This window comes from Polymorphobacter fuscus, from assembly GCF_011927825.1.
GTDB classification, from domain to species: Bacteria; Pseudomonadota; Alphaproteobacteria; order Sphingomonadales; family Sphingomonadaceae; genus Sandarakinorhabdus; species Sandarakinorhabdus fusca.
Window position 1 is genome coordinate 141,287 of record NZ_JAATJI010000001.1, and the last position, 20,856, is coordinate 162,142.

The following is a 20,856-nucleotide window of genomic DNA, read 5'->3' on the forward strand; positions in this document are numbered from 1 at the left end:
GTATGGCAGCTCAAGCGTTGCCGGCCACGAGCGCAAGGATTTCGGCGGCGCGGGCCTTGTGGCAGATCAGCAGATCAGGGAGCAGCGGGTCGGCGCGATTATAGACCAGCGGCGACCCGTCGATGCGGCTGGCGTGGAGGCCGGCGGCGATCGCGACGGCGGCGGGGGCGCAATTGTCCCATTCATACTGCCCGCCGCTATGAAGATAGATATCGGCGTCACCGCGCAGCACGGCCATGGCCTTGGCGCCGGCGCTGCCCATCGGCACCAGCTCGGCACCGAGCGCCCTGGCGACCGCCAGGGCTTCGGGCGCGGGGCGGGTGCGGCTGATCAGCATGCGCAGCGGCCGGTTTTCGGCCAGCAGCGACGGCGGCGCGGCGGTGCAGAAACAGGCGTTCATCGCCGGCAGCGACACCGCGCCCTCCGCCGCGACGCCATCGATGGCGAGGCCGACGTGCACCGCCCAATCGTCGCGGCGTTCGCCATATTCGCGCGTGCCGTCGAGCGGGTCGATGATCCAGATGCGGCGCGCCGCCAATCGCGCCGGATCGGCGGCTTCTTCTTCCGACAACACTGCGTCGTCGGGGCGGGCGCGGCGCAGCGCGTCGAGGATCAGCCGGTTGGCGGCGCGGTCGCCTTCATCGCCCAGCGCCTTGGCATTGGTGTCCTCGTTATCGCGCAGTTGCAGCAACAACCGACCGGCAAGTGTGGCGAGGCGCCGCGCGAGGCCGGCATCGGTTTCGGTCATCCGCGGTCCTCTGCCAGCAAACGGGCGACGATCAGGTCGGCGGCAGCTTCGGCGGACATCGCGGTTGTGTCCACCCGGATTTCGGGCGCCTCGGGCGCTTCATAGGGCGAATCGATGCCGGTGAAATTGGCCAGCGCCCCCGACCGCGCCTTTTTGTAGAGACCCTTGACGTCGCGGCGCTCGGCTTCGGCCAGCGGCGTATCGATGTGGATTTCCCAGAATTCGCCTGGCGCCATCATCTCGCGCACCAATTGTCGCTCGGCCCGGAAGGGCGAAATGAAGGCGGTGATGACGATCAAGCCGGCGTCGGTCATCAGCCGCGCGACTTCGCCGACGCGGCGGATGTTCTCGATCCGGTCGGTGTCGCTGAACCCCAGGTCCTTGTTGAGGCGGTGGCGGACATTGTCGCCATCGAGCAGGAAACTGTGGCGCCCGGCAGCGTGAAGCCGTTGTTCGACAAGGTCGGCGATCGTCGATTTGCCCGCCCCCGAAAGCCCGGTGAGCCACAGCACTTTCGCCTGCTGGCCCTTTTGTGCGGCATGGTCGGCGCGGGTGATGGCGCTGGCCTGGAGGTGGAGGTTCTGCGACCGACGCAGGGCGAAATGGATCATGCCGGCGGCGACGGTGGCATGGGTGGCGCGGTCGATGAGGATGAAACCACCAAGCGTCCGGCTGTCGGCATAGGGTTCAAAGACAATCGGGCGCGCCGTGGTGATGGCGGCGACGCCGATGGCGTTGAGATCGAGCGTCCTGGCCGCCAGTTGTTCGAGCGTGTTGACGTTGACGGTGTATTTCGGCGGCTGGATGCTGACGGCGACGGTCTGGGTGCCGAGCTTGAGCAGATAGGAGCGCCCGGGGAGCAGCGGCGTCGCGTCCATCCAGACGAGTGTGGCTTCGAACTGGTCGGCGACCTGCGGCGGGTCACCGGCAGCGGCGATGACGTCACCGCGGGCGCAATCGACATTGTCGGTGAAGCTGAGGGTGATCGACTGGCCGGCTTCGGCCATGTCGAGGTCACCATCGGCGGTGACGATGCGCGCGATTTGCGTGGTGCGGCCCGATGGCAGGACGCGGACGGCATCGCCCGGCGCGATGCTGCCGCTGGCAACCTGGCCGGCGAACCCGCGAAAATCCTGGTCGGGGCGGTTGACCCATTGCACCGGCATCCGGAACGCCCGGCCGGCGGTGTCGGCGGACACGTCGAGGCTTTCGAGGGTCTCCAGCAACGGCGGTCCGGCAAACCATGGTGTGTTGGGGGATCGGACCATGATATTGTCGCCGCCCAGGCCCGAAATCGGCACGGTGATGACGGTCTCGATCCCGATCGAGGCAGCAAAAGCGGCATAGTCGGCGCAGATCGCGTCGAAGACGGTCTGGTCGAAGCCGACAAGGTCCATCTTGTTGACCGCCAGCACGACGTGGCGAATGCCGAGCAGATGGACGAGATAGCTGTGGCGGCGCGTCTGGGTCAGGACGCCCTTGCGTGCATCGACAAGGACGATGGCGGCGTCGGCGGTCGAGGCGCCGGTGACCATGTTGCGGGTATATTGTTCATGCCCCGGGCAGTCGGCGATGATCAGCTTGGCGCGCGGCGTCGACAAAAAGCGATAGGCGACATCGATGGTGATGCCTTGCTCGCGCTCCGCCGACAGGCCATCGACGAGCAGGGCGAAATCGAGATTGGCGCCTTGCGTCCCGACGCGCTTCGAATCCGCCGTCAGCGCGCTCAACTGATCATCGAAGACCTGCTTGCTGTCGTAAAGCAGCCGGCCGATGAGGGTCGACTTGCCGTCGTCGACCGAGCCGCAGGTGATGACGCGGACCAGCGGCTTGGCCGATTGCGCGGCGAGATAGGCGCCGACATCGGCGGCATGGTACGGGTCCGTGGCCATCAGAAATAGCCCTCCGCCTTCTTCTTCTCCATGCTGGCGGTCGGGTCGTGATCGACGGCGCGGCCGAGGCGTTCCGACGCGGTCGACACCAGCATTTCCTGGATGACCTGGGGCAAGGAAGCAGCGCTGCTTTCGGCGGCGCCCGACAGCGGGTAGCAGCCAAGCGTGCGGAAGCGGATCGCGCGGTGGGTGACGGTTTCACCGGGGCGCAACGCCATGCGATCATCGTCGACCATCAGGATCATGCCGTCGCGGGTGACGGTGGGGCGTTCGGCGGCGAGATAGAGGGGAACGATCGGAATGTTCTCCGCCTCGATATATTGCCAGATGTCGAGTTCGGTCCAGTTCGACAGCGGGAAAACGCGGATGCTGTCGCCCTTGGCCTTGTGGCTGTTGTAGAGGTTCCAGACTTCGGGGCGCTGGTTGCGCGGATCCCAGACATGGTCAGGGTTGCGAAAGCTGAAGATGCGTTCCTTGGCGCGGGCCTTTTCCTCGTCGCGGCGGCCGCCGCCGAACGCGGCATCATAGCGCCCGGCATCGAGCGCGGCCTTGAGCATGTCGGTAAGCATCAGACGGGTATAAAGTGGGGTCGGCGTATCGAACGGGTTGATCCCGGCGGCGGCCGCTTCGTCATTGTGCTGGACGATGAGATCGAGACCATGCGTCGCGACCATCGTGTCGCGGTGGGCGAGCATCGCCTGGAAATCCCAGCCGCTGGCGATATGGAGCAGCGGAAAGGGCAGCGGCGCCGGGTAAAAGGCCTTCAGCGCCAGGTGCAGCATCACCGACGAATCCTTGCCGATCGAATAGAGCATTACCGGCCGTTCGACTTCGGCAACGACTTCGCGCAGGATATGGATGCTCTCGGCTTCGAGCCGTTGCAGATGGGTCAGCGTCATGTCGTCGTCATAGCAGCGGCGGTGCCAAAAGCGGGCGGGAAAAACTGGGGCCGGGTAAAGCGGGGGTTTGCCGTCGCGACCGATGTCGCGGGCGCCAGGCATGCGGACGCCGTCCCCTCGGCACCGTCTTGACAGCGGCCGTCGCCGGCTGTTGCTGTCCGCCATGCTCGAAAGCCGTCGCACTCGCATCTTCGCTGCCACATTGTCGGCGACCGCCGGATTTGTCGATGCGGTCGGCTGGCTGATTTCGGGCGGCCTGTTCGTGTCGTTCATGAGCGGCAATGTCACCAAATTGGGTCTGGGGCTGGCCGGCCGGCTCGAGACGATTGCGCTGGGGGCCGGGCTCATCACCGCATTTGTCAGTGGCGTGGTGGTGGGATCGCTCGTCGGGCGGCGCGCCGGCGCCGGGCAGCGCCGGGCGGTGTTGTGGCTTGTTACGATCCTGATGGCGGTGGCGGCACTGGCGGTCGGACGCGGGTTGCTGGTGCCGTCGGTGCTGCTGCTGGCGGCGGCGATGGGCGCCAAGAACACCGTGTTCGCCGCCGACGGCGAGGTCAAGGTGGGGCTGACCTACATGACCGGCGCCCTGGTGCGGATCGGCAAGCGCATCGCGACGGCGCTTTCGGGCGGTGACCGGCTGGGCTGGGTTCAGCCCGCGACGCTGTTTCTCGGCATGTTGTCGGGGGCAACGCTGGGCGCGGTGACCGAGGCCGTGCTGGGGCACGATGCGCTATGGGTCGCGACGGCGGCAATGCTGGCGCTGACGCTCTATGTACCCCGGCTGCCCGCATAAGCCGCCGAAGGCTCAGTCCCCCGTCAACACGGCCGGCCGCTTGTCGAGGAACGCGGCGACGGCCTCCTTGTGGTCGGCGGTTTCGTGGACGATGGCCTGGTAGGCGGCGGACAGTTCGAGGATTTCGCTCATCCGCGCCGTCTGGGCTTCGCGGAGCAGGCGCTTGGTCAGGCGCAGGGCGCGTGCGGGGTTGGCGGTGATGCGTTCGGCAAGGGCCAATGCGGTGGGCATCAACTCGGCATCGGGAACGACGCGCGAGACGAGGCCGATCTCGAGCGCGCGGGCGGCATCGAAGCGGTCGCCGGTGAAGAACAGCTCCGCCGCCATGGCATAGCCGACGACGCGCGACAGCGACCAGGCGCCGCCGTCGCCGGGGACGAGGCCGATCTTGATGAAGCTGCACGCAAACATCGCGCTTTGCGCAGCGATCCGCATGTCGCAAAGGCAGGCGAGGTCGCAGCCGAGGCCGACGGCATGGCCGTTGATCGCGGCGATGGCAGGGACTTCGAGGTCCATCAGCGCGCGGGTGATGCGCTGGACGCCGCGGGCATAGGTGTCGCGTGTATCGGCGGGCTGGGCGCCGGGGCCGATGCCGGTCTTGTCCTGCATCGCCTTCAGATTGCCGCCGGCGGAAAAGCCGCGACCGGTCCCCGTCAGGATCATGCAGCTGATGCCGCGATCCGCGCCGACGGCTTCGACCGCGGCGACAAAGTCATCGCAATCCTCCAGCGTGCCGATGGCGTTGAGACTGTCGGGGCGGTCGAGATGGAGGATGGCGACCTTGCCGATGGTCTCGCGGCGGATGAAATCGCCCATGTGCTGCTCTCCCGGTTGGAGGCTCAGGCGTAGAACGGCGCCCGGCGGCGGGCAAGCCGGACGGCCCGCGGTGACGGGAATGGCCTAGCGATAGAAACGGCTTGCTGCTGCTTTGGCATTGCGTCAACTTCATGACCGACGAGGGCAACAAGCCCCGGCGGGGAGAGCGTGATGGCATCGACGCCGGCAGGTGCTGCGCGGGCTGTGGCCCCGGAGCGTGTCAATTCCGAACGGCTGCTGCTGTGGACCTTGCTGTTCGTCTATATCTTCAACTTTCTCGATCGCCAGATCGTCACCATCCTGGCCGAGCCGATCAAGCGCGACCTTGGCCTGTCCGATACGCAACTGGGCCTGATGACCGGGCTGGCGTTCGCGCTGTTCTATGCCGTGCTCGGCATCCCGATCGCGCGTTATGCCGACCGGCCGATGTCGAACCGGGTCGGGCTGATCTCCTTTTCGCTGGTCCTGTGGTCGGCGATGACGGCCGTGTGTGGCCTGGCGCAGAATTTCACGCAACTGCTCATGGCCCGCGTCGGCGTCGGCGTCGGCGAGGCGGGGTGCACGCCGGCGGCGCACTCGCTGATTTCCGACGCGGTGCCGATCGAGCGGCGGGCGTCGGCGATCGCCTTTTACGGGCTGGGCATCCCCATCGGCTCGCTGCTCGGCATGGTCATCGGCGGCTTCCTGGCCGATGTCCTGGGCTGGCGCCGGGCGTTCATGGTCGTCGGTGTGCCGGGGCTGGTGCTGGCGGCGTTCGTCTGGTTCGCACTGCGCGATCCGCGGTTCGGGTCGCTGGCGGCGGCGCTGCGGGCGCGGGCGCCGGCGCCGCCGCGGATGCCGGCGCGGGCGGCACTGGCCGATATCTTCAGCAGCCGTGCCTTCGTGCTGGTGACCCTGGCGGGCGGTTTCGTGGCCTTCCTTGGTTATGGCAAGGCGGTATGGGCGGTGATCTTCTTCATGCGCACCCATGGGCTGACGCCGACGCAGACGGGCCTGTGGCTGGGCGTCGTGCTCGGAATTGCCGGGCTGGCCGGGACCTGGGCGGGCGGCTGGCTGGCGGACAAGTTCGGGCGCGTCCACAAGCGCCATATGCTGACCGGGCCGGCCGTCGGCATGGCGGTCGCGGCGCCGATGCTGTTCCTTGGTTACAGCGTCGATGATTGGCGGGTCGCGCTGGCGCTGCTGGTGGCGCCGACCTTCCTCAATTCGCTCTATTATGGCCCGACCTATGCGCTGGCGCAGCAGCTGGTGCACCCGCAGGCGCGCGCCACGGCGACGGCGGTGATGATGTTCGCGCAGAACCTGATCGGGCTGGGGCTAGGGCCGCTCGCGTTCGGGATGATGTCCGATTATTTCCAGCCGGTGGCGGGTGCTGAGAGTGTGCGCTGGGTGCTGTTCGGTGCCGCCTGGCTGGGGTTGGTGCCGGCGGTGCTGTTCTGGCGTGCGAGCTTGCGGCTCGACCAAGAGCTTACCGCGAAGGGCGTATTGACCTGACAGCAAAGATACTGCACTGTTCGTGCCATAAGATGAGGGCCGATTGATGCAGGTGTTGCGTACCCCGGACGCGTGTTTCGAGGCACTGACGGATTATCCGTTCGCGCCGCATTATGCCGAGGTCGTCGACGCATCGAGCGGCACGCCGCTGCGGATCCATTATATCGACGAGGGCCCGGCGGATGCGGCGCCGGTGCTGTTGCTGCATGGTGAGCCGAGCTGGTCCTATCTGTATCGCGACATTGCGGCGCCGCTGGCCGCCAGGGGCCACCGCGTGGTGGCGCCCGACCTGATCGGTTTCGGCAAGTCCGACAAGCCGGCGGCGCGGGCCGATTACACCTATGAACGCCATGTCGCCTGGATGTCGGACTGGCTGGTCGGGCTCGACCTGACGGATATTACGCTGTTCTGCCAGGATTGGGGCGGGCTGATCGGGCTGCGGCTGGTGGCGGCGTTCCCCGACCGTTTTGCCCGGCTGGTCATCGCCAACACCGGGTTGCCGACCGGGTCGGGCATGACGCCGGGATTTCAGCAATGGCTGACGCTGAGCCAGACGATCCCCGAGCTTCCGACCGGCAACATCGTCAACCTGGGCACGACCCGCGAACTGACCGCTGCCGAGATCGCCGCCTATGACGCACCGTTTCCCGATGAACGGTACAAGGCGGGCGCGCGCCAGTTCCCGACGCTGGTCCCGATGACGCCCAGCCACCTGTCGGTGTGCGAGAACATCACCGCCTGGCGGGTGCTCGAAGACTTCACCCGGCCGGTACTGACCTGCTTTTCCGACAATGACCCGGTGACCAGGGGCGGCGAGGCGATTTTCAAGACGCGGATGCCGGGCGCGCTGGGCCAGCCACACGTCATCCTGCCCGGCGGGCATTTCCTGCAGGAAGATGCGGCGCCGCAGATCGTCACCCTGATCGACGGTTTCATTCGGGCGTGACGCAGGGAAGGGGTCTGACGCCGTGCACGTCCTCAACGCGCTGATGCCGCAGCCGGACCAGGCTGCGGCATTCTTTGCCGCAGATGCCGACGCGCCGATGGTGATGGTCAACCTGCTCAAGTTCAAGGACAGGGCCGAATATCCCGATGGCTCGGATGCCGACCTGACGGGCCGCGAAGCGTATCTGCGCTATGGCGCCGCCGTGCAGACATGCCTGGCGATGGTCGGCGGCCGTGCGGTGTTTTCGGGGGATGTCACCGGCCTTCTGCTCGGCGAAGTCGAGGAACTCTGGGACATGGTGGCGCTCGCTTATTATCCCGGTCCGCAGGCGATGCTGGCGATGGTGGCACTGCCCGAATATCAGGGCATCGAGGTGCACCGCTTCGCCGGGTTGAAGGGTCAGCTCAACATCCGCACGCGGCCCGGGCTGATGTCGGCATGACCGCCCTCGGCTTCGACCTGTTCTGGTCGTTTCGATCGCCCTATTCCTATCTGGCGACGCCGCGGCTGGTGAACCTGGTGCGGGATTTCGATGTCGCCTGCAACGTCCGCATCGTCTATCCGATCGCGGTGCGCCAGGCGGATTTCTTCGCCAATGCCGACCCGCTCTGGGTATTCTACCTGATGAAGGACACCTATCGCACGGCCGAGTTTCTCGGCCTGCCCTATCGCTGGCCCAACCCGGACCCGGTGCTGATGGACCCGGCGACCCGGACGTATCCGCGCGCGCAGCCGCATATCCACCGGCTGAGCCATCTGGGTGTCGCAGCCGCCGAACGCGGCCGCGGCCTGGCCTTCATCGCCGAGGTCAGCGCGCTGATCTGGGACGGCTGCACCGACAATTGGCACGAGGGCGACCATCTGGCGCAGGCGGCGGCGCGGGCCGGCTGCGACCTGGCCGAACTCGACGCCGCGATCGCCGCCGACCCGGTGCATCATGTCGATGTGGTGGAAACCAACCAGTCCGACCAGCGCAAGGGCGGCCATTACGGCGTGCCGCTGATGGTGCTGGATGGCGAGCCGTTTTTTGGACAGGACCGTATCGATCAGTTGATATGGCGGTTGGAACAGAAGGGCGTTATGCGGCGTTAGGGGCAAGATTGCCCGGCGCCACGTTGCGCGGGGCCGCACCATCCCGGGAGTTTTTCATGCGCCATTTCCTTCTTGCCCTTGCCATTGCCGCGCCGGTGGCCGCCGCTCCGGTACCCACCGGGCCTGCCAATGTGCCTGAATTCACCCCGGCTTTTGCCGGCCAGACGCGGGCGCCCGCCGTCACGTCGCAGACGAAGCTGGCGGTGACCGAAATCGCCACCGGGCTCAATAAGCCCTGGGGCCTTGCCTTCCTGCCCGACGGGCGGATGCTGGTCAGCGAAAAGGCCGCCGGCACGCTGCGCATCATTGCCAAGGATGGCACCAAGTCGGCACCCGTCACCGGGACGCCGAAAACCGATGCACGTGACCAGCTCGGCATGATGGGCGTCGCCGCGCCCGGCGATGGCTATGTCTATTGGAGCTATGCCGAGCCGCGGGACGGCGGCAACGGTCTGGCCGTCGCGCGCGGCAAGCTGGGCGGCACCGCGGCGGCGCCGGCGATGAGCGATGTGAAGGTCATCTTCCGGATGATGCCGACGCTCGATTCGACCAAGCATGCCGGCGGCCGCCTGATCTTCCCCAAGGATGGCACGCTGTTCGTCACCCTGGGAGAACGGTCGGACATGCCCGGCCGCGTTCAGGCGCAGGACCTTGGCAGCCATTTCGGCAAGATCGTCCGCATCAACCGCGACGGAACGGTGCCGCGCGACAACCCCTATCTCGCCAACAAGGCGGCGCGGCCGGAAATCTGGTCGAAAGGCCATCGCAACATCCTGTCCGCGGCGCTCGACGACCAGGGGCGGTTGTGGGACGTCGAAATGGGACCCAAGGGCGGCGACGAGCTCAACCTCGTCATGCGCGGGCGCGACTATGGTTGGCCGACGATCAGCTATGGCGAGGAATATTCGGGCAAGCCGATCGGCAAGGGCATCACCAAGGCGGCCGGCATGGAACAGCCGGTCTATTATTGGGACCCGGTCATCTCGCCATCGGGCATGACGATCTATTCCGGCAGCCTGTTGCCGGAATGGCGCGGCAATGTCTTCATCGGCGGCCTGTCGTCGAAGGCGCTGGTGCGGCTGGTGTTGAAGGAAGGCCGGGTCGCAGGCGAGGAACGGCTGCTCACCGATCGCGGCGAGCGGATCCGTGATGTCGTGCAAGGCCCCGATGGGGCCCTGTACCTGCTGACCGACGATGCCGATGGCAAGCTGTTGCGGGTGGCGCCGGCAGCCTAGCTCTTGGTCAGGCTGAGCACATTGCCATCCGGATCGTTGAACCAGGCGACCTGGGCGGCGCCGTCGGGCGCCGTCCAGATGCCGTCCTGGTCCTGGTCGAGACCGTCATAGATCGTGAAGGTGACCCCCCGCGCGCGCAGTTCGCCGGCGATCGCCACGACATCGGCCACTTTCCAGCCGAGCACCGGATGCGGACCCGCCGCGAATTGCGGAACCTCGGTAATGCGCAGGATCGTGCCTGCCAGATCATAGACCATGGCGTATTCGTCCTGGGTGCCGAGCGGCAGCGACAGCGTTTCGGCGTAGAAGCGGCGGGATCGTTCGGCATCTGTCGTCATGACGAAGGTGACCGGCGTTGCGGTGGCCAGTGACAACATGGCGTGTCTCCCCGACTGACAGCCCGATCCTATCCCGCGACGCGCCGCCCGACAACATATCTTGACCGAAGCGGCCGCTGCCGCTATCCGCCCGCCACCGGCAATCGTGCCGGTAACCACATGCAGGGGCAACCCATCCGGTGTCGGCAACAGCCGAACATCCCCTGCAGCGGACCAACCGGATAGAGGAGAGAGACTTATGGCGGCACCCGTCGTCACGATGGCGCAGCTTTTGGAAGCCGGCGCCCACTTCGGTCACCAGACCCACCGCTGGAACCCGAAGATGAAGCCCTACATCTTCGGTGATCGCAACGGCGTTCACATCATCGACCTTTCGCAGTCCGTGCCGCTGTTCGCGCGCGCGCTCGATTTCGTCCGCGGCACCGTCCAGTCGGGCGGCAAGGTGCTGTTCGTCGGCACCAAGCGCCAGGCGCAGGAGCCGATCGCCGAGGCCGCACGCCGGTCGGGCCAGCATTATGTCAACCATCGTTGGCTGGGCGGCATGCTGACCAACTGGAAGACGATTTCCGGATCGATCAAGAAGTTCAAGCAGCTCGAAGAGCAGCTGGCGGGCGACACGGTGGGCCTGACCAAGAAGGAAATCCTCAAGCTCACCCGCGAGCGTGACAAGTTCGAGCTGTCGCTCGGCGGCATCCGCGACATGGGCGGCCTGCCCGACGTGATCTTCATCATCGACGTCAACAAGGAAGAGCTGGCGGTCAAGGAAGCCAATGTCCTCGGCATTCCCGTCGTCGCCATCCTTGACACCAACACCGATCCGAGCGGCATCGCCTTCCCGATCCCGGGCAATGACGACGCCAGCCGGGCGATCCTGCTGTACGTCAACGCCATCGCCGACACGGTGATCGAGGCTCGCCAGGGCCGCGCCGCCGACCGCGGTGTCGATCTCGGGGCGCAGGAAGATGCACCCGTCGAGTTCGCCATTGCCGAGCCGGTTCTGGAAGCGGCACCGGTGCTGAGCGCCGAAGCCGCCATGGACGAAGCCGCTGCGGAAACGCCGGCGGCCTGACGGTGCGGCCGGCCTTCGGGCCGACGCTGAAAATGCGAAGCAGGCCGGGCGCATCCCTTTGCGTCCGGCTGTTTCCGCAAAGCCTGTCACAAGATTGCAAGATTGGCCGTCCATCGGCCAACCAGACCCGCAAACAAGGAGCCGATACGATGGCCGACATTACCGCAACCATGGTCAAGGACCTGCGCGACCGCACCGGCGCCGGCATGATGGACTGCAAGAAGGCATTGAACGAAACCGCCGGTGACATGGAAGCGGCCGTCGACTGGCTGCGCACCAAGGGTCTTGCCGCCGCCGCCAAGAAGGCCGGTCGCACCGCCGCCGAGGGCCTGATCGGCGTCACCGTCGCCGGCAAGCGCGGCGCCATGGTGGAAGTCAATTCGGAAACCGATTTCGTCGCCAAGAACGACACGTTCCAGGGCTTTGTCCGCACCGTCACCGAAATCGCCGCCGAACTGGGCAGCGATGTCCAGGCACTGCTGTCGGCGTCCTATCCGGAAAGCGATGGCAGCGTGCACGACAAGCTGACCCATAATGTCGCCACCATCGGCGAGCACCAGTCGCTGCGCCGCGCCGCGATCGTGGAAGTCGAGCAGGGCGTCGTCACCTCCTATGTCCACAACGCCACGGCGTCGGGGCTGGGCAAGATCGGCGTTCTCGTCGGGTTGGAAAGCGCCGCGTCGGCGGACGTTCTGGAACCACTGGGCAAGCAGATTGCCATGCACATCGCCGCCGCCAACCCGCTGGCGCTGGACGAGGCCGGTCTCGACCAGTCGCTGGTCGAGCGGGAACGGGCGATCGCACGTGAAAAGGCCGCGACGTCGGGCAAGCCGGCCGAGATCATCGAAAAGATGATCGAAGGCGGGGTGCGCAAGTACGCCCAGGAAAATTCGCTGCTGACCCAGGTGTTCGTGATCGACGGCAAGTCCAAGGTCGCCGATATCGTCGCCGCCGCCGCCAAGGCCGCCGGCACGCCGATCACGATCAGCAGCTTCGTCCGGCTGCAGCTCGGTGAAGGCATCGAGCGCGAAGAGAAGGACTTTGCCGCCGAAGTGGCGGCCGCTGCCGGCATGTAACGGCCTTGTGCCAGGGGGCGGTCTGCGCCCCTTGGCACCACTGCCGCGCCTGACTAGGGTGCGCGCGCGTTGACATCCGGGAGAAGATGACAAGTCATGCAACGGTCCGGCTTCAAGCGCATATTGCTCAAATTGTCCGGCGAAGCGCTGATGGGCACGGGCCAATACGGCATCGACCCTGCGGAAACGGCGCGGATTGCCGGTGAGGTCAAGCTTGCCCATGACGCCGGCTATGAATTGTGCCTCGTCGTCGGCGGCGGCAACATCTTCCGCGGCCTGGCGGCTGCCGCCAAGGGGTTCGACCGTGGCAGCGCCGATTACATGGGCATGCTGGCGACGGTGATGAACGCGCTGGCGGTGCAGAACGCGCTCGAGAATGTCGGCGTCCATACTCGGGTGCAGTCGGCGATCCCGATGCCATCGGTGTGCGAACCCTATATCCGCCGCCGGGCCGAGCGGCATATCGAAAAGGGCCGGGTGGTGATCTTTGCCGCCGGCACCGGCAATCCGTTCTTCACCACCGATACCGGCGCCGCGCTGCGCGCTGCCGAGATGAATTGCGACGCCTTGCTCAAGGGCACGTCGGTCGATGGGGTCTATGACGCCGATCCAAAGCTGGTTCCGACAGCGAAGCGCTATCAGACCTTGAGCTTTTCCAAGGTCCTCGCCGACAATCTCAAGGTCATGGACGCCAGCGCGGTGTCGATGTGCCGCGACAATGACATTCCCATCGTCGTCTTCAACATTCGCGAGGCCGGCACGCTGGCAGCGGTGTTGCGCGGCGAGGGCACTTCGACCATCGTGATGAACTGAGGAGCCGAACAGTGGCTGAATTCGAACCGGGCCCGTGGAAGGCCGATCTTGACCGCCGCACGACGGGGGCGATCGAGGCGTTAAAGCACGATCTGCAAGGCCTGCGTACCGGCCGCGCCAACACCAGCCTGCTCGACCCGGTGACGGTCGAAGTCTATGGTTCGGCGATGCCGCTAGCGCAGGTCGCCACGGTGACGGCGCCCGAACCGCGGATGCTGAGCGTCCAGGTCTGGGACAAGTCGAACGTGACGCCGGTGGAAAAGGCCATTCGCTCGGCCGGGCTGGGGCTCAACCCGATCACCGACGGCCAGACGCTGCGGCTTCCCATTCCCGACATGACCGAAGAACGCCGCAAGGAAATGGCCAAGCTGGCGTCGAGCTATGCCGAAAAGGCCAAGATCGCCGCGCGCAACGTGCGACGCGATGGCATGGAAGCGCTGAAAGCCGCTGAAAAGAAGGGCAAGATCAGCCAGGACGAGCAGAAAAAGCTGGAAACCGAGCTGCAGAAGATCACCGACAAGTCGATGGTCGACATCGACGCCGCCGCCGCCGCCAAGGAAAAGGAAATCCTCGGCAAGTGAGCACGGCGGCCGCCTCGCTGGGTGATGGCGCCGCTGGGCTGCGCCATCTGGCGATCATCATGGACGGCAATGGCCGCTGGGCCAAGGCGCGCCGCCTGCCGCGGATTGCCGGACACCGGGCCGGGGTGGAGGCGGTGCGCCGCGTCGTCGAGGCGGCGCCCGATCTCGGTATCGAAGTGCTGACGCTCTATGCCTTCAGTTCCGAAAACTGGAAGCGGCCGGCCGACGAAGTCGCCGACCTGATGGGTTTGCTGCGCCACTATATCCAGTCCGAAATCAACGCATTGCACAAAAATGGTGTGCGCCTGGATTTTATCGGCAACTATCGTGCGTTGAAACCCGACCTGGTCGCGATGCTCGATGCGGCGCGGGTCAAGACGGCCGGGAATACGCGGCTGACGCTGATCATGGCGCTCAACTATGGCGGCCAGGACGAGATGATGCGCGCCGCGAAATCGCTGGCGCGCGACGTTGCGGCGGGAACCCTGTCGCCCGAGGCCATTACCGTCGAGACGCTGGCGGCGCGGCTCGACACGGCGGCACTGCCGCCGCCCGATCTGGTGTTGCGCACGTCGGGCGAAATGCGGCTGTCCAACTTCCTGTTGTGGCAGTCGGCCTATGCCGAATTCGTCGCCACCGACACGTTGTGGCCCGATTTCAACGCCCAGGCGCTGGCCGACGCCGTGGCCGAATTCGCGACGCGCGAGCGGCGTTTTGGCGGCCGCTGAGCGTAACCCGCTGCTGCTGCGGATCGTCACCGGCGTCGCGCTGGTCGCGCTGGCGCTCGCAGCGGTATGGGTCGGCGGCACGGCCTATACGGCTCTGGTCGCGGCGGCGACGCTGCTGATGTTCGGCGAATGGGGTGTGATGCACCGGATGGCGCGGCTGGTGATGCGCGCTGGGCTGGTCATCCTGGCCGGCGTGATCCTGCTCATGTCGTTCGGCCGGTCGGCCGAAGCGATGCTGTTGCTCGGTTTCGGCGCCATCATCATCGGCTTTTTCGCGGCGTCGCTAGGGCGCAGCATCCCGGCGGGCGGCGTTACGGCGCGGGTCGATCGGGCTGGCGGCCGCGCGGCGGCGATGGGCTTGCTCTATTGCGGGCTGCCGGCGCTGGCGCTGTTGTGGCTGCGCGGGCTTTCGCTTGGACTGGCGGCGACGGTGTTCGTGCTGGTCTGCGTCTGGGCGACCGATATCGGCGCCTTTTTTGCCGGCCGTGCGATCGGCGGGGCGCGGCTTGCGCCATCGATCAGCCCCAACAAGACCTGGGCGGGCGCGGTCGGCGGGGTGATCGGCGCGATGGTCGTCGCCGGCGGGCTTGCCATCGCCTATCTGGCGCGGGTCGGCGGCACCGGTGGAATCGCGTTCATCGGCATCGCCGGCGCGCTGGCAGTGTTGTCGGTGCTCGGTGATTTGTTCGAAAGCTGGTTGAAACGCCGGGCTGGCGTCAAGGATTCAGGCTCTATCCTGCCGGGCCATGGCGGGGTCATGGATCGGCTCGACGGGCTGGTTCCCGTGGCAGTGGCGGGCGCCGGCGTGTTTGCCGTGACGGGATGGGCCGGATGACACGAAGCTTGACGATTTTGGGCGCCACCGGATCGGTGGGAAGCCAGGCGCTTGACCTGGTCGCGCGCAACCCCGGCCGCTGGTCGGTCGAGGCGCTGACCGCCAACAGTGACGTCGATGGGCTGGCACGTGCCGCGATCGCCTGTGGGGCCCGCTTTGCGGCCATCGCCGATGCCTCGGCGCATGCGGCGCTCAGGGACGCGCTCGCCGGCACCGACGTCGAAACCGGTGCCGGGCCGGAAGCGATCTGCGAGGCGGCGCGGCGCCCGGGGGACATCGTGCTGACCGCCATTGTCGGCGCGGCGGGGCTGGCCCCCACGCTGGCGGCGGTGGAACGCGGCGCGACGCTGGCGATCGCCAACAAGGAGACGCTTGTGTGCGCGGGGCCGGTGGTCACGGCGGCGGCGGCGGCGAGTGGCGCGCGGTTGTTGCCGGTCGATAGCGAACATAACGCCATCTTCCAGGTGTTCGACCATGACCAGCCCGACCGGGTGGCGAAGATCATCCTGACATGCAGCGGCGGGCCTTTCCGGACTTTCAGCCGCAACGACATGGCGGCGGTGACGGTGGCGCAGGCGTGCAAGCATCCGGTGTGGTCGATGGGGGCGAAGATCTCGGTCGATTCGGCGACGCTTATGAACAAGGGCCTCGAACTCATCGAGGCGCATCATCTTTTTCCCGTCGGTGTCGATCGGCTCGATGTCATCGTCCACCCGCAATCGGTCGTCCATTCGATGGTCGAATATGTCGACGGGTCGGTTCTGGCGCAGCTCGGCACGCCCGACATGCGCATACCGATCGCCTATGCGATGGCCTGGCCCGAGCGCATCGCCACGCCGGCAACCCGGCTCGACCTCGCAAGCGTCGGCAAGCTCGAATTCGAAGCGCCTGATCTGCAACGTTTTCCGTGTCTGCAGCTGGCATGGGACGCGCTGCGTGCCGGCGGCTCGGCGCCCTGCATCCTCAACGCGGCGAATGAAGTCGCCGTGGCGGCGTTCATCGCCGGGCAAGTTGGTTTCCTCGATATCGATGCCATTGTTTCGGCCACATTGGCGCGTATCGCATCGGGACCGGTCGGATCGCTGGCCGAGGTCGTCGCAATCGATGCCGAAGCCCGCGCCGGGGCACAGGCCGAGGTTACACGCCGCGCCGCTTAGGAGGGCACATGACCGATCTGCTGCCCCAGCCGGGGATTCTCTTCACGCTTGCGACCTATATCGTGATGGTGGCCATCCTGGTCGTCGTCCACGAAGGCGGCCATTACCTCGCCGGGCGCTATTTCGGTGTGAAGATCGACGCCTTTGCCTTTGGTTTCGGACGAGAATTGTTCGGCTATGACGATTCCCGCGGCACGCGTTGGAAGTTCAACCTGATCCCGCTCGGCGGTTATGTGAAGTTCACCGGCGATATGAACGCCGCCAGCCAGCCCGACCCGCAGCTGGCCGCGCTGCCAGCCTCCGAACGTGCCGAGCTGTTCCTGTTCAAGCCCTTGTGGCAACGGGCGATCATCGTCGCGGCGGGGCCGCTGATCAATTTTGCCTTTGCCATCCTGATTCTCGCCGGCGTCTACATGGCGCTCGGCCACCCATCGACGCCGCCGGTGGTCTCGGCGGTCGTTGCCGATGGTCCGGCGGCTGCTGCAGGCATTCGCCCGGGCGACCGGATCACCGCCATCGACGGCAGTTCGGTCGACCGCTTCGAAGATATCGCCAATGCGGCGATGACCAGCGCCGGGGCGCCGATGACGGTGGCGTTCGAACGCGCCGGTGTCGAAAAGACCGTCACCGTCACGCCCAAGATCGTTGAAACGGTCGATCGCTTTGGCGGCGTGGTGCGCCATGGGCGCCTGGGGATCGCCCGCAGCGGCGCGCAAGTTGTCGAAAACGTCGGTCCGATCAATGCGCTGCGCTATGGCGTGGCGGATACCTGGGGCATCACCGTTTCGATTGCGCGCACGATCCGCCAGATCGTCATGGGGGAGCGCAGCCTCGATGAACTCGGCGGGCCGATCAAGACCGGCCAGGTCACCGGGCAGCAGGCTTCGCTCGGCGTGCTGTCGTTCATCGTCTTCATGGCATTCTTTTCGATAAACCTGGGCTTCATCAACCTCATCCCGATCCCGATGCTGGACGGCGGGCATCTTCTCCTCTACGCGGTCGAGGCCGTTCGGCGGCAGCCTATCGGTGCCAAAGTGCAGGAATGGGCGTTCATGTCGGGTTTTGCCGCCATCATGTCGTTGATGGTCGTGCTCACCTGGAATGACCTTGGCGCCGTCGGGGTGTGGGCGAGGGTAGCATCCTGGCTGAGTTGACGGCGCGGGCGGGCGAGTTGAGGCAGTCGGGTGGCAGTAAGGACGGACTTCGCGTGAATCATACGTTCGGGCAGCAGCGTTTGGCGCCACGCCTGATTTCAACCTTTCTGATTTCCACCATGCTGGCGACGCCGGCAATGGCGCAGCGTCAGCGCCGCGGCCAGGATGCGCCGCCACCGCCGCCACCGGTACCGGTGGAAGCGCCGGTCGCCGAGGCGCCGGTGGCTACCGTTGCACCGGGCGCTGTCAGCAGCGTTGTTCGCGCGGTCATCGTGCGCGGCACCGAGCGGCTCGAGCCTGAAACCGTGCGGTCGTACATCAACCTGAGCATCGGCGACCGCTATGACCGGGAACGGCTCGACCAGGCGGTCAAGGCGCTTTATGCGTCCGAACTGTTCGCCGACGCGACGATCCGCGACGACAACGGCACGCTGATCGTCGAGGTGAAGGAAAATCCGGTGATCAACCGGATCGTCATCGAAGGCGGCAAGCGCGTCAAGGAAGACAAGATCCGCGAGGAAATCCGGTTGGCGCCGCGGCAGATCTTCACCCGGTCCAAGGCCCGCGCCGATGTCGGCCGCATTCTGGAGCTTTATCGCCGTTCGGGACGGTTCGCGGCGTCGATCGAGCCCAAGATCATCCAGCTCGAACAGAACCGCGTCGATGTGGTGTTTGAGATCCAGGAGGGGCCGAAGTCGAAGGTCCGCCAGATCAACATCCTGGGCAACGAGAAATTCTCCGAAAAGGAGATCCGTTCGTCGATGGCCACCAAACAGGCGCGCGCCTGGCGGTTCTTCACCTCCAACGACACTTACGACCCGGATCGTCTGGCCTATGACGCACAGAAGCTGCGGCAATTCTACCTGACCGAGGGCTATGCCGATTTTCGCGTCGTTTCGACGGTCGCCGAGCTGACGCCCGACAAGAAGGACTTCATCGTCACCTATGTGCTCGACGAGGGCGAGCGTTACAAATTCGGCAAGGTCGAGTTGGACAGCCAGATTCGCGACATCAAGCCCAAGGAGTTTCAATCGCTGATCCGCGTCAAGGCGGGTGACTGGTACAATGCCCAGAAGATCGAGGACACGGTCGAATCGCTGACCGAAACCGCTGGGCTCCTCGGCTATGCCTTCGCCGATGTGCGGCCGCAGTTCGACCGCGACAAGGAAAAGCACGAGATGAACGTGACCTTCGCCATTGGCGAAGCGCCGCGTGTCTATGTCGAGCGGATCCAGATCAACGGCAACACGACGACGCTCGACACGGTCATCCGCCGCGAATTCCGTCTGGCCGAAGGCGATGCGTTCAATTCGATCAAGGTGCGCCGTACCAGTGATCGGTTGAAGGGGCTGGGCTATTTCCAGGAGAAGCTCGAGATCGAGCAGAAACCCGGCAGTTCGCCCGACAAGGTGATCCTTGAAGCCAATGTGCAGGAACGACCGACCGGCGAGTTGCAGGTTTCGGCCGGGTTCTCGAGCATCGAACGCTTCATCCTGTCGCTGTCGATCCGCCAGCGCAACTTCCGTGGCCGCGGTCAAGAGCTGCGGGCGTCGGCGAATTTGTCGAGCTATTCCAAGTCGATCGAGGCAGGCTTTACCGAGCCATATCTGTTCGGGCGCAACCTGGCGTTGGGCTTCGACGTGTTCCGCCGCGACTTCCGGTCGTTCCGCTTCACCAGCAACAACACGCGTGACACGACCTACACCCAGGTTTCGACCGGCTTCCAGGTGCGCACCGGCTTCTCGATCACCGAATTCTGGGCAGCGTCGCTGCGCTATGGCCTGAGCCGCGAAGAAATCGGCCTCGATGAATTGGTGTTCTTCACCAATGGTGTCTGCGACCCACTGCTCGCCGGCCGCTATCTGTGCGAAGCGATCGGCAAGCGCACGATCTCGTCGATCGGTTATTCGATCATCTACAACAATCTGAACAACAATCTGCGGCCATCGGCGGGCCAGCGCTTCACCTTCAGCCAGGATCTGGCCGGCGTTCCGATCGGGGTCAAATATCTCCGGTCGCGCGTCAATTACGACTGGTATCACAATCTGTTCGGCAGCGGCTTCGTGCTCAACATCGGCGGCGAGGCGGGCGCCATCTTCGGCTATGGCGGGCGCGACGTTCTGCTGACCGACCGCTTCTTCCTCGGCCAGCCTCAGATGCGCGGCTTCAACATCCGCGGCGTCGGACCGCGTGTGCTGCGGCGGCCGCTCGATGCCGACGGCAATATCGTGACGGACCGCCAGCAGGCCACCGACGATGCGCTCGGCGGCAAGGCCTATTATCTGGCGCGCGCCGAAATCCAGCTGCCGCTGGGCTCGGCGATCAGCGAGCTGGGGCTGCGTCCCTCGATCTTCACCGATGTCGGTGCGGTCTGGAACGTCAAGGCGCCTCAGACCGTCTGCCTCAACGGTCCGACGACGACATTCGCCGAATGCGCGCCGTACAATGGCTCGTCGCTGGGGTTCCGCGAGGAGTTCCTCGGCAACACGCCCAGCCCGCGGCTTTCGGTCGGTATCGGCGTCAACTGGAACTCGCCGTTCGGGCCATTCCGCTTCGATCTGGCCAAGGCCCTGCTCAAGCAGCCTGGCGACGACACGCAGTTGTTTCAATTTAACGTAGGGACCCAATTCTGATGAAGAAGCTTCTCATTTCGCTGGCGATTGCCAGCGCCGCGATCACTGGCCCGGTGGCCGCCCAGACGCTGCCGCCGGCCGTGATCATCGTTGTCGATCTCGACTCGGTGTTCCAGACTTCGGCCGCCGGCAAGCAGGCGCTCACCGAGCTCAAGACCCGCGCCGACGGTATCCAGGCGCGGCTGCAGCAGCTGCGCACCTCGTTCGGCACCGAGGAGCAGACGCTGGTCAGCACCCGTCCGACTGCAGCCGGTGCAGCAGCAACCGCCTGGGAAGCCAAGGCCAAGGATTTCCAGACCCGCAAGACCCAGGCCGAACAGGAACTCGCCAAGCGCGACCAGGACCTGCAGGCCAGCCGCCAGTTCGTCGTCAAGCAGCTGAATGACGCGGCGCAGCCGATCATCAGCACGATCATGAAGGAGCGCGGTGCCTCGATCGCGCTCGCCGAAGGCGCGACCCTGCAGCACGCGGCGGCGATCGACGTCACCACCGATGTCATCGCCCGGCTCGACAAGGCGCTGCCGCGCGTCGTGACGACCGCTCCGGCCAAGTGAGCG

At 65.8% G+C, this 20,856-nt stretch carries 21 protein-coding genes; 16 read left to right on the forward strand and 5 right to left on the reverse strand.

What is annotated here, in order from left to right:
* Window positions 1-10: 10 nt before the first annotated feature.
* The 3 genes from GGQ62_RS00695 to cysD are packed head-to-tail and all read right to left on the reverse strand — an operon-like array spanning window position 11 to window position 3,539.
* A complete protein-coding gene (locus tag GGQ62_RS00695) occupies window positions 11-748 on the reverse strand; it encodes a 3'(2'),5'-bisphosphate nucleotidase CysQ (RefSeq protein WP_152576955.1) in 738 nt (245 codons plus the stop codon).
* Entirely contained in the window at window positions 745-2,640 is a 1,896-nt protein-coding gene (cysN, locus tag GGQ62_RS00700) for a sulfate adenylyltransferase subunit CysN (RefSeq protein ID WP_152576954.1), read from the reverse strand. Before cysN ends, GGQ62_RS00695 begins: the two co-directional genes overlap by 4 nt.
* Entirely contained in the window at window positions 2,640-3,539 is a 900-nt protein-coding gene (gene cysD / locus GGQ62_RS00705; RefSeq protein ID WP_152576953.1) for a sulfate adenylyltransferase subunit CysD, read from the reverse strand. The genes cysN and cysD overlap by 1 nt, the downstream gene beginning before the upstream one ends.
* Before the next feature lie 163 nt (window positions 3,540-3,702).
* Here cysD and GGQ62_RS00710 point away from each other — a divergent pair, with 163 nt between their 5' ends.
* Window positions 3,703-4,332, forward strand: a complete 630-nt coding sequence (locus GGQ62_RS00710) for a YoaK family protein (protein WP_152576952.1) — start codon at window positions 3,703-3,705, stop codon at window positions 4,330-4,332.
* 12 nt (window positions 4,333-4,344) lie between these two features.
* On the opposite strand, the gene GGQ62_RS00715 is transcribed toward GGQ62_RS00710, so the two are convergent.
* The gene (locus GGQ62_RS00715) at window positions 4,345-5,148 is read right to left on the reverse strand and encodes a crotonase/enoyl-CoA hydratase family protein (protein ID WP_152576951.1); all 804 of its coding nucleotides are present in this window, start codon (window positions 5,146-5,148) and stop codon (window positions 4,345-4,347) included.
* Window positions 5,149-5,319: 171 nt separating this feature from the next.
* On the opposite strand from GGQ62_RS00715, the gene GGQ62_RS00720 reads away from it, so the two are divergent.
* From GGQ62_RS00720 to GGQ62_RS00740, 5 genes are read left to right on the forward strand one after another with little or no spacing between them, the layout of a single operon-like run.
* A complete protein-coding gene (locus tag GGQ62_RS00720) occupies window positions 5,320-6,642 on the forward strand; it encodes a spinster family MFS transporter (RefSeq protein WP_152576950.1) in 1,323 nt (440 codons plus the stop codon).
* A 46-nt stretch (window positions 6,643-6,688) separates the two neighbouring features.
* Entirely contained in the window at window positions 6,689-7,588 is a 900-nt protein-coding gene (locus GGQ62_RS00725) for a haloalkane dehalogenase (protein WP_152576949.1), read from the forward strand.
* A 22-nt stretch (window positions 7,589-7,610) separates the two neighbouring features.
* On the forward strand, window positions 7,611-8,030 hold the full coding sequence (locus GGQ62_RS00730; RefSeq protein ID WP_152576948.1) for a DUF1330 domain-containing protein: 420 nt from the start codon (window positions 7,611-7,613) through the stop codon (window positions 8,028-8,030).
* A complete protein-coding gene (locus tag GGQ62_RS00735; RefSeq protein ID WP_152576947.1) occupies window positions 8,027-8,680 on the forward strand; it encodes a 2-hydroxychromene-2-carboxylate isomerase in 654 nt (217 codons plus the stop codon). The genes GGQ62_RS00730 and GGQ62_RS00735 overlap by 4 nt, the downstream gene beginning before the upstream one ends.
* Before the next feature lie 56 nt (window positions 8,681-8,736).
* Complete coding sequence (locus GGQ62_RS00740) at window positions 8,737-9,915, forward strand: PQQ-dependent sugar dehydrogenase (protein ID WP_152576946.1); 1,179 nt, start codon at window positions 8,737-8,739, stop codon at window positions 9,913-9,915.
* On the opposite strand, the gene GGQ62_RS00745 is transcribed toward GGQ62_RS00740, so the two are convergent.
* Entirely contained in the window at window positions 9,912-10,292 is a 381-nt protein-coding gene (locus GGQ62_RS00745) for a VOC family protein (protein WP_152576945.1), read from the reverse strand. The genes GGQ62_RS00740 and GGQ62_RS00745 overlap by 4 nt on opposite strands.
* Before the next feature lie 199 nt (window positions 10,293-10,491).
* On the opposite strand from GGQ62_RS00745, the gene rpsB reads away from it, so the two are divergent.
* From rpsB to GGQ62_RS00795, 10 genes are all read left to right on the forward strand, one after another.
* A complete protein-coding gene (gene rpsB, locus GGQ62_RS00750; RefSeq protein ID WP_152576944.1) occupies window positions 10,492-11,322 on the forward strand; it encodes a 30S ribosomal protein S2 in 831 nt (276 codons plus the stop codon).
* 149 nt (window positions 11,323-11,471) lie between these two features.
* Window positions 11,472-12,398 carry a translation elongation factor Ts gene (tsf, locus tag GGQ62_RS00755; RefSeq protein WP_152576943.1) on the forward strand — a complete coding sequence of 309 codons (927 nt, stop codon included), beginning with the start codon at window positions 11,472-11,474 and terminating at the stop codon, window positions 12,396-12,398.
* A gap of 96 nt (window positions 12,399-12,494) precedes the next feature.
* Complete coding sequence (pyrH, locus tag GGQ62_RS00760) at window positions 12,495-13,211, forward strand: UMP kinase (protein ID WP_152576942.1); 717 nt, start codon at window positions 12,495-12,497, stop codon at window positions 13,209-13,211.
* A gap of 11 nt (window positions 13,212-13,222) precedes the next feature.
* Window positions 13,223-13,792 (forward strand): ribosome recycling factor, encoded by a 570-nt coding sequence (frr, locus tag GGQ62_RS00765; protein WP_152576941.1) that lies wholly within the window; start codon window positions 13,223-13,225, stop codon window positions 13,790-13,792.
* Window positions 13,789-14,520 carry an isoprenyl transferase gene (locus tag GGQ62_RS00770; protein WP_152576940.1) on the forward strand — a complete coding sequence of 244 codons (732 nt, stop codon included), beginning with the start codon at window positions 13,789-13,791 and terminating at the stop codon, window positions 14,518-14,520. The genes frr and GGQ62_RS00770 overlap by 4 nt, the downstream gene beginning before the upstream one ends.
* Entirely contained in the window at window positions 14,507-15,355 is an 849-nt protein-coding gene (locus tag GGQ62_RS00775) for a phosphatidate cytidylyltransferase (RefSeq protein WP_152576939.1), read from the forward strand. Before GGQ62_RS00770 ends, GGQ62_RS00775 begins: the two co-directional genes overlap by 14 nt.
* Window positions 15,352-16,512 carry a 1-deoxy-D-xylulose-5-phosphate reductoisomerase gene (locus GGQ62_RS00780; RefSeq protein ID WP_152576938.1) on the forward strand — a complete coding sequence of 387 codons (1,161 nt, stop codon included), beginning with the start codon at window positions 15,352-15,354 and terminating at the stop codon, window positions 16,510-16,512. The genes GGQ62_RS00775 and GGQ62_RS00780 overlap by 4 nt, the downstream gene beginning before the upstream one ends.
* Window positions 16,513-16,520: 8 nt before the next feature.
* Entirely contained in the window at window positions 16,521-17,666 is a 1,146-nt protein-coding gene (rseP, locus tag GGQ62_RS00785) for an RIP metalloprotease RseP (RefSeq protein ID WP_152576937.1), read from the forward strand.
* Between the two features lie 53 nt (window positions 17,667-17,719).
* On the forward strand, window positions 17,720-20,299 hold the full coding sequence (bamA, locus tag GGQ62_RS00790; RefSeq protein WP_424022208.1) for an outer membrane protein assembly factor BamA: 2,580 nt from the start codon (window positions 17,720-17,722) through the stop codon (window positions 20,297-20,299).
* Window positions 20,299-20,853, forward strand: a complete 555-nt coding sequence (locus GGQ62_RS00795; RefSeq protein ID WP_152576936.1) for an OmpH/Skp family outer membrane protein — start codon at window positions 20,299-20,301, stop codon at window positions 20,851-20,853. Before bamA ends, GGQ62_RS00795 begins: the two co-directional genes overlap by 1 nt.
* Window positions 20,854-20,856: the final 3 nt, after the last annotated feature.

Coding starts and splice junctions, on each gene's coding strand:
- GGQ62_RS00745 (WP_152576945.1), bottom strand. CDS start 10,292: ATGTTGTCACTGGCCACCGCAACGCCGGTCACCTTCGTCATGACGACA.
- GGQ62_RS00735 (WP_152576947.1), top strand. CDS start 8,027: ATGACCGCCCTCGGCTTCGACCTGTTCTGGTCGTTTCGATCGCCCTAT.
- GGQ62_RS00725 (WP_152576949.1), top strand. CDS start 6,689: ATGCAGGTGTTGCGTACCCCGGACGCGTGTTTCGAGGCACTGACGGAT.
- rpsB (WP_152576944.1), top strand. CDS start 10,492: ATGGCGGCACCCGTCGTCACGATGGCGCAGCTTTTGGAAGCCGGCGCC.
- GGQ62_RS00715 (WP_152576951.1), bottom strand. CDS start 5,148: ATGGGCGATTTCATCCGCCGCGAGACCATCGGCAAGGTCGCCATCCTC.
- GGQ62_RS00740 (WP_152576946.1), top strand. CDS start 8,737: ATGCGCCATTTCCTTCTTGCCCTTGCCATTGCCGCGCCGGTGGCCGCC.
- GGQ62_RS00710 (WP_152576952.1), top strand. CDS start 3,703: ATGCTCGAAAGCCGTCGCACTCGCATCTTCGCTGCCACATTGTCGGCG.
- cysD (WP_152576953.1), bottom strand. CDS start 3,539: ATGACGCTGACCCATCTGCAACGGCTCGAAGCCGAGAGCATCCATATC.
- GGQ62_RS00780 (WP_152576938.1), top strand. CDS start 15,352: ATGACACGAAGCTTGACGATTTTGGGCGCCACCGGATCGGTGGGAAGC.
- rseP (WP_152576937.1), top strand. CDS start 16,521: ATGACCGATCTGCTGCCCCAGCCGGGGATTCTCTTCACGCTTGCGACC.
- GGQ62_RS00795 (WP_152576936.1), top strand. CDS start 20,299: ATGAAGAAGCTTCTCATTTCGCTGGCGATTGCCAGCGCCGCGATCACT.
- GGQ62_RS00720 (WP_152576950.1), top strand. CDS start 5,320: ATGGCATCGACGCCGGCAGGTGCTGCGCGGGCTGTGGCCCCGGAGCGT.
- cysN (WP_152576954.1), bottom strand. CDS start 2,640: ATGGCCACGGACCCGTACCATGCCGCCGATGTCGGCGCCTATCTCGCC.
- pyrH (WP_152576942.1), top strand. CDS start 12,495: ATGCAACGGTCCGGCTTCAAGCGCATATTGCTCAAATTGTCCGGCGAA.
- GGQ62_RS00695 (WP_152576955.1), bottom strand. CDS start 748: ATGACCGAAACCGATGCCGGCCTCGCGCGGCGCCTCGCCACACTTGCC.
- tsf (WP_152576943.1), top strand. CDS start 11,472: ATGGCCGACATTACCGCAACCATGGTCAAGGACCTGCGCGACCGCACC.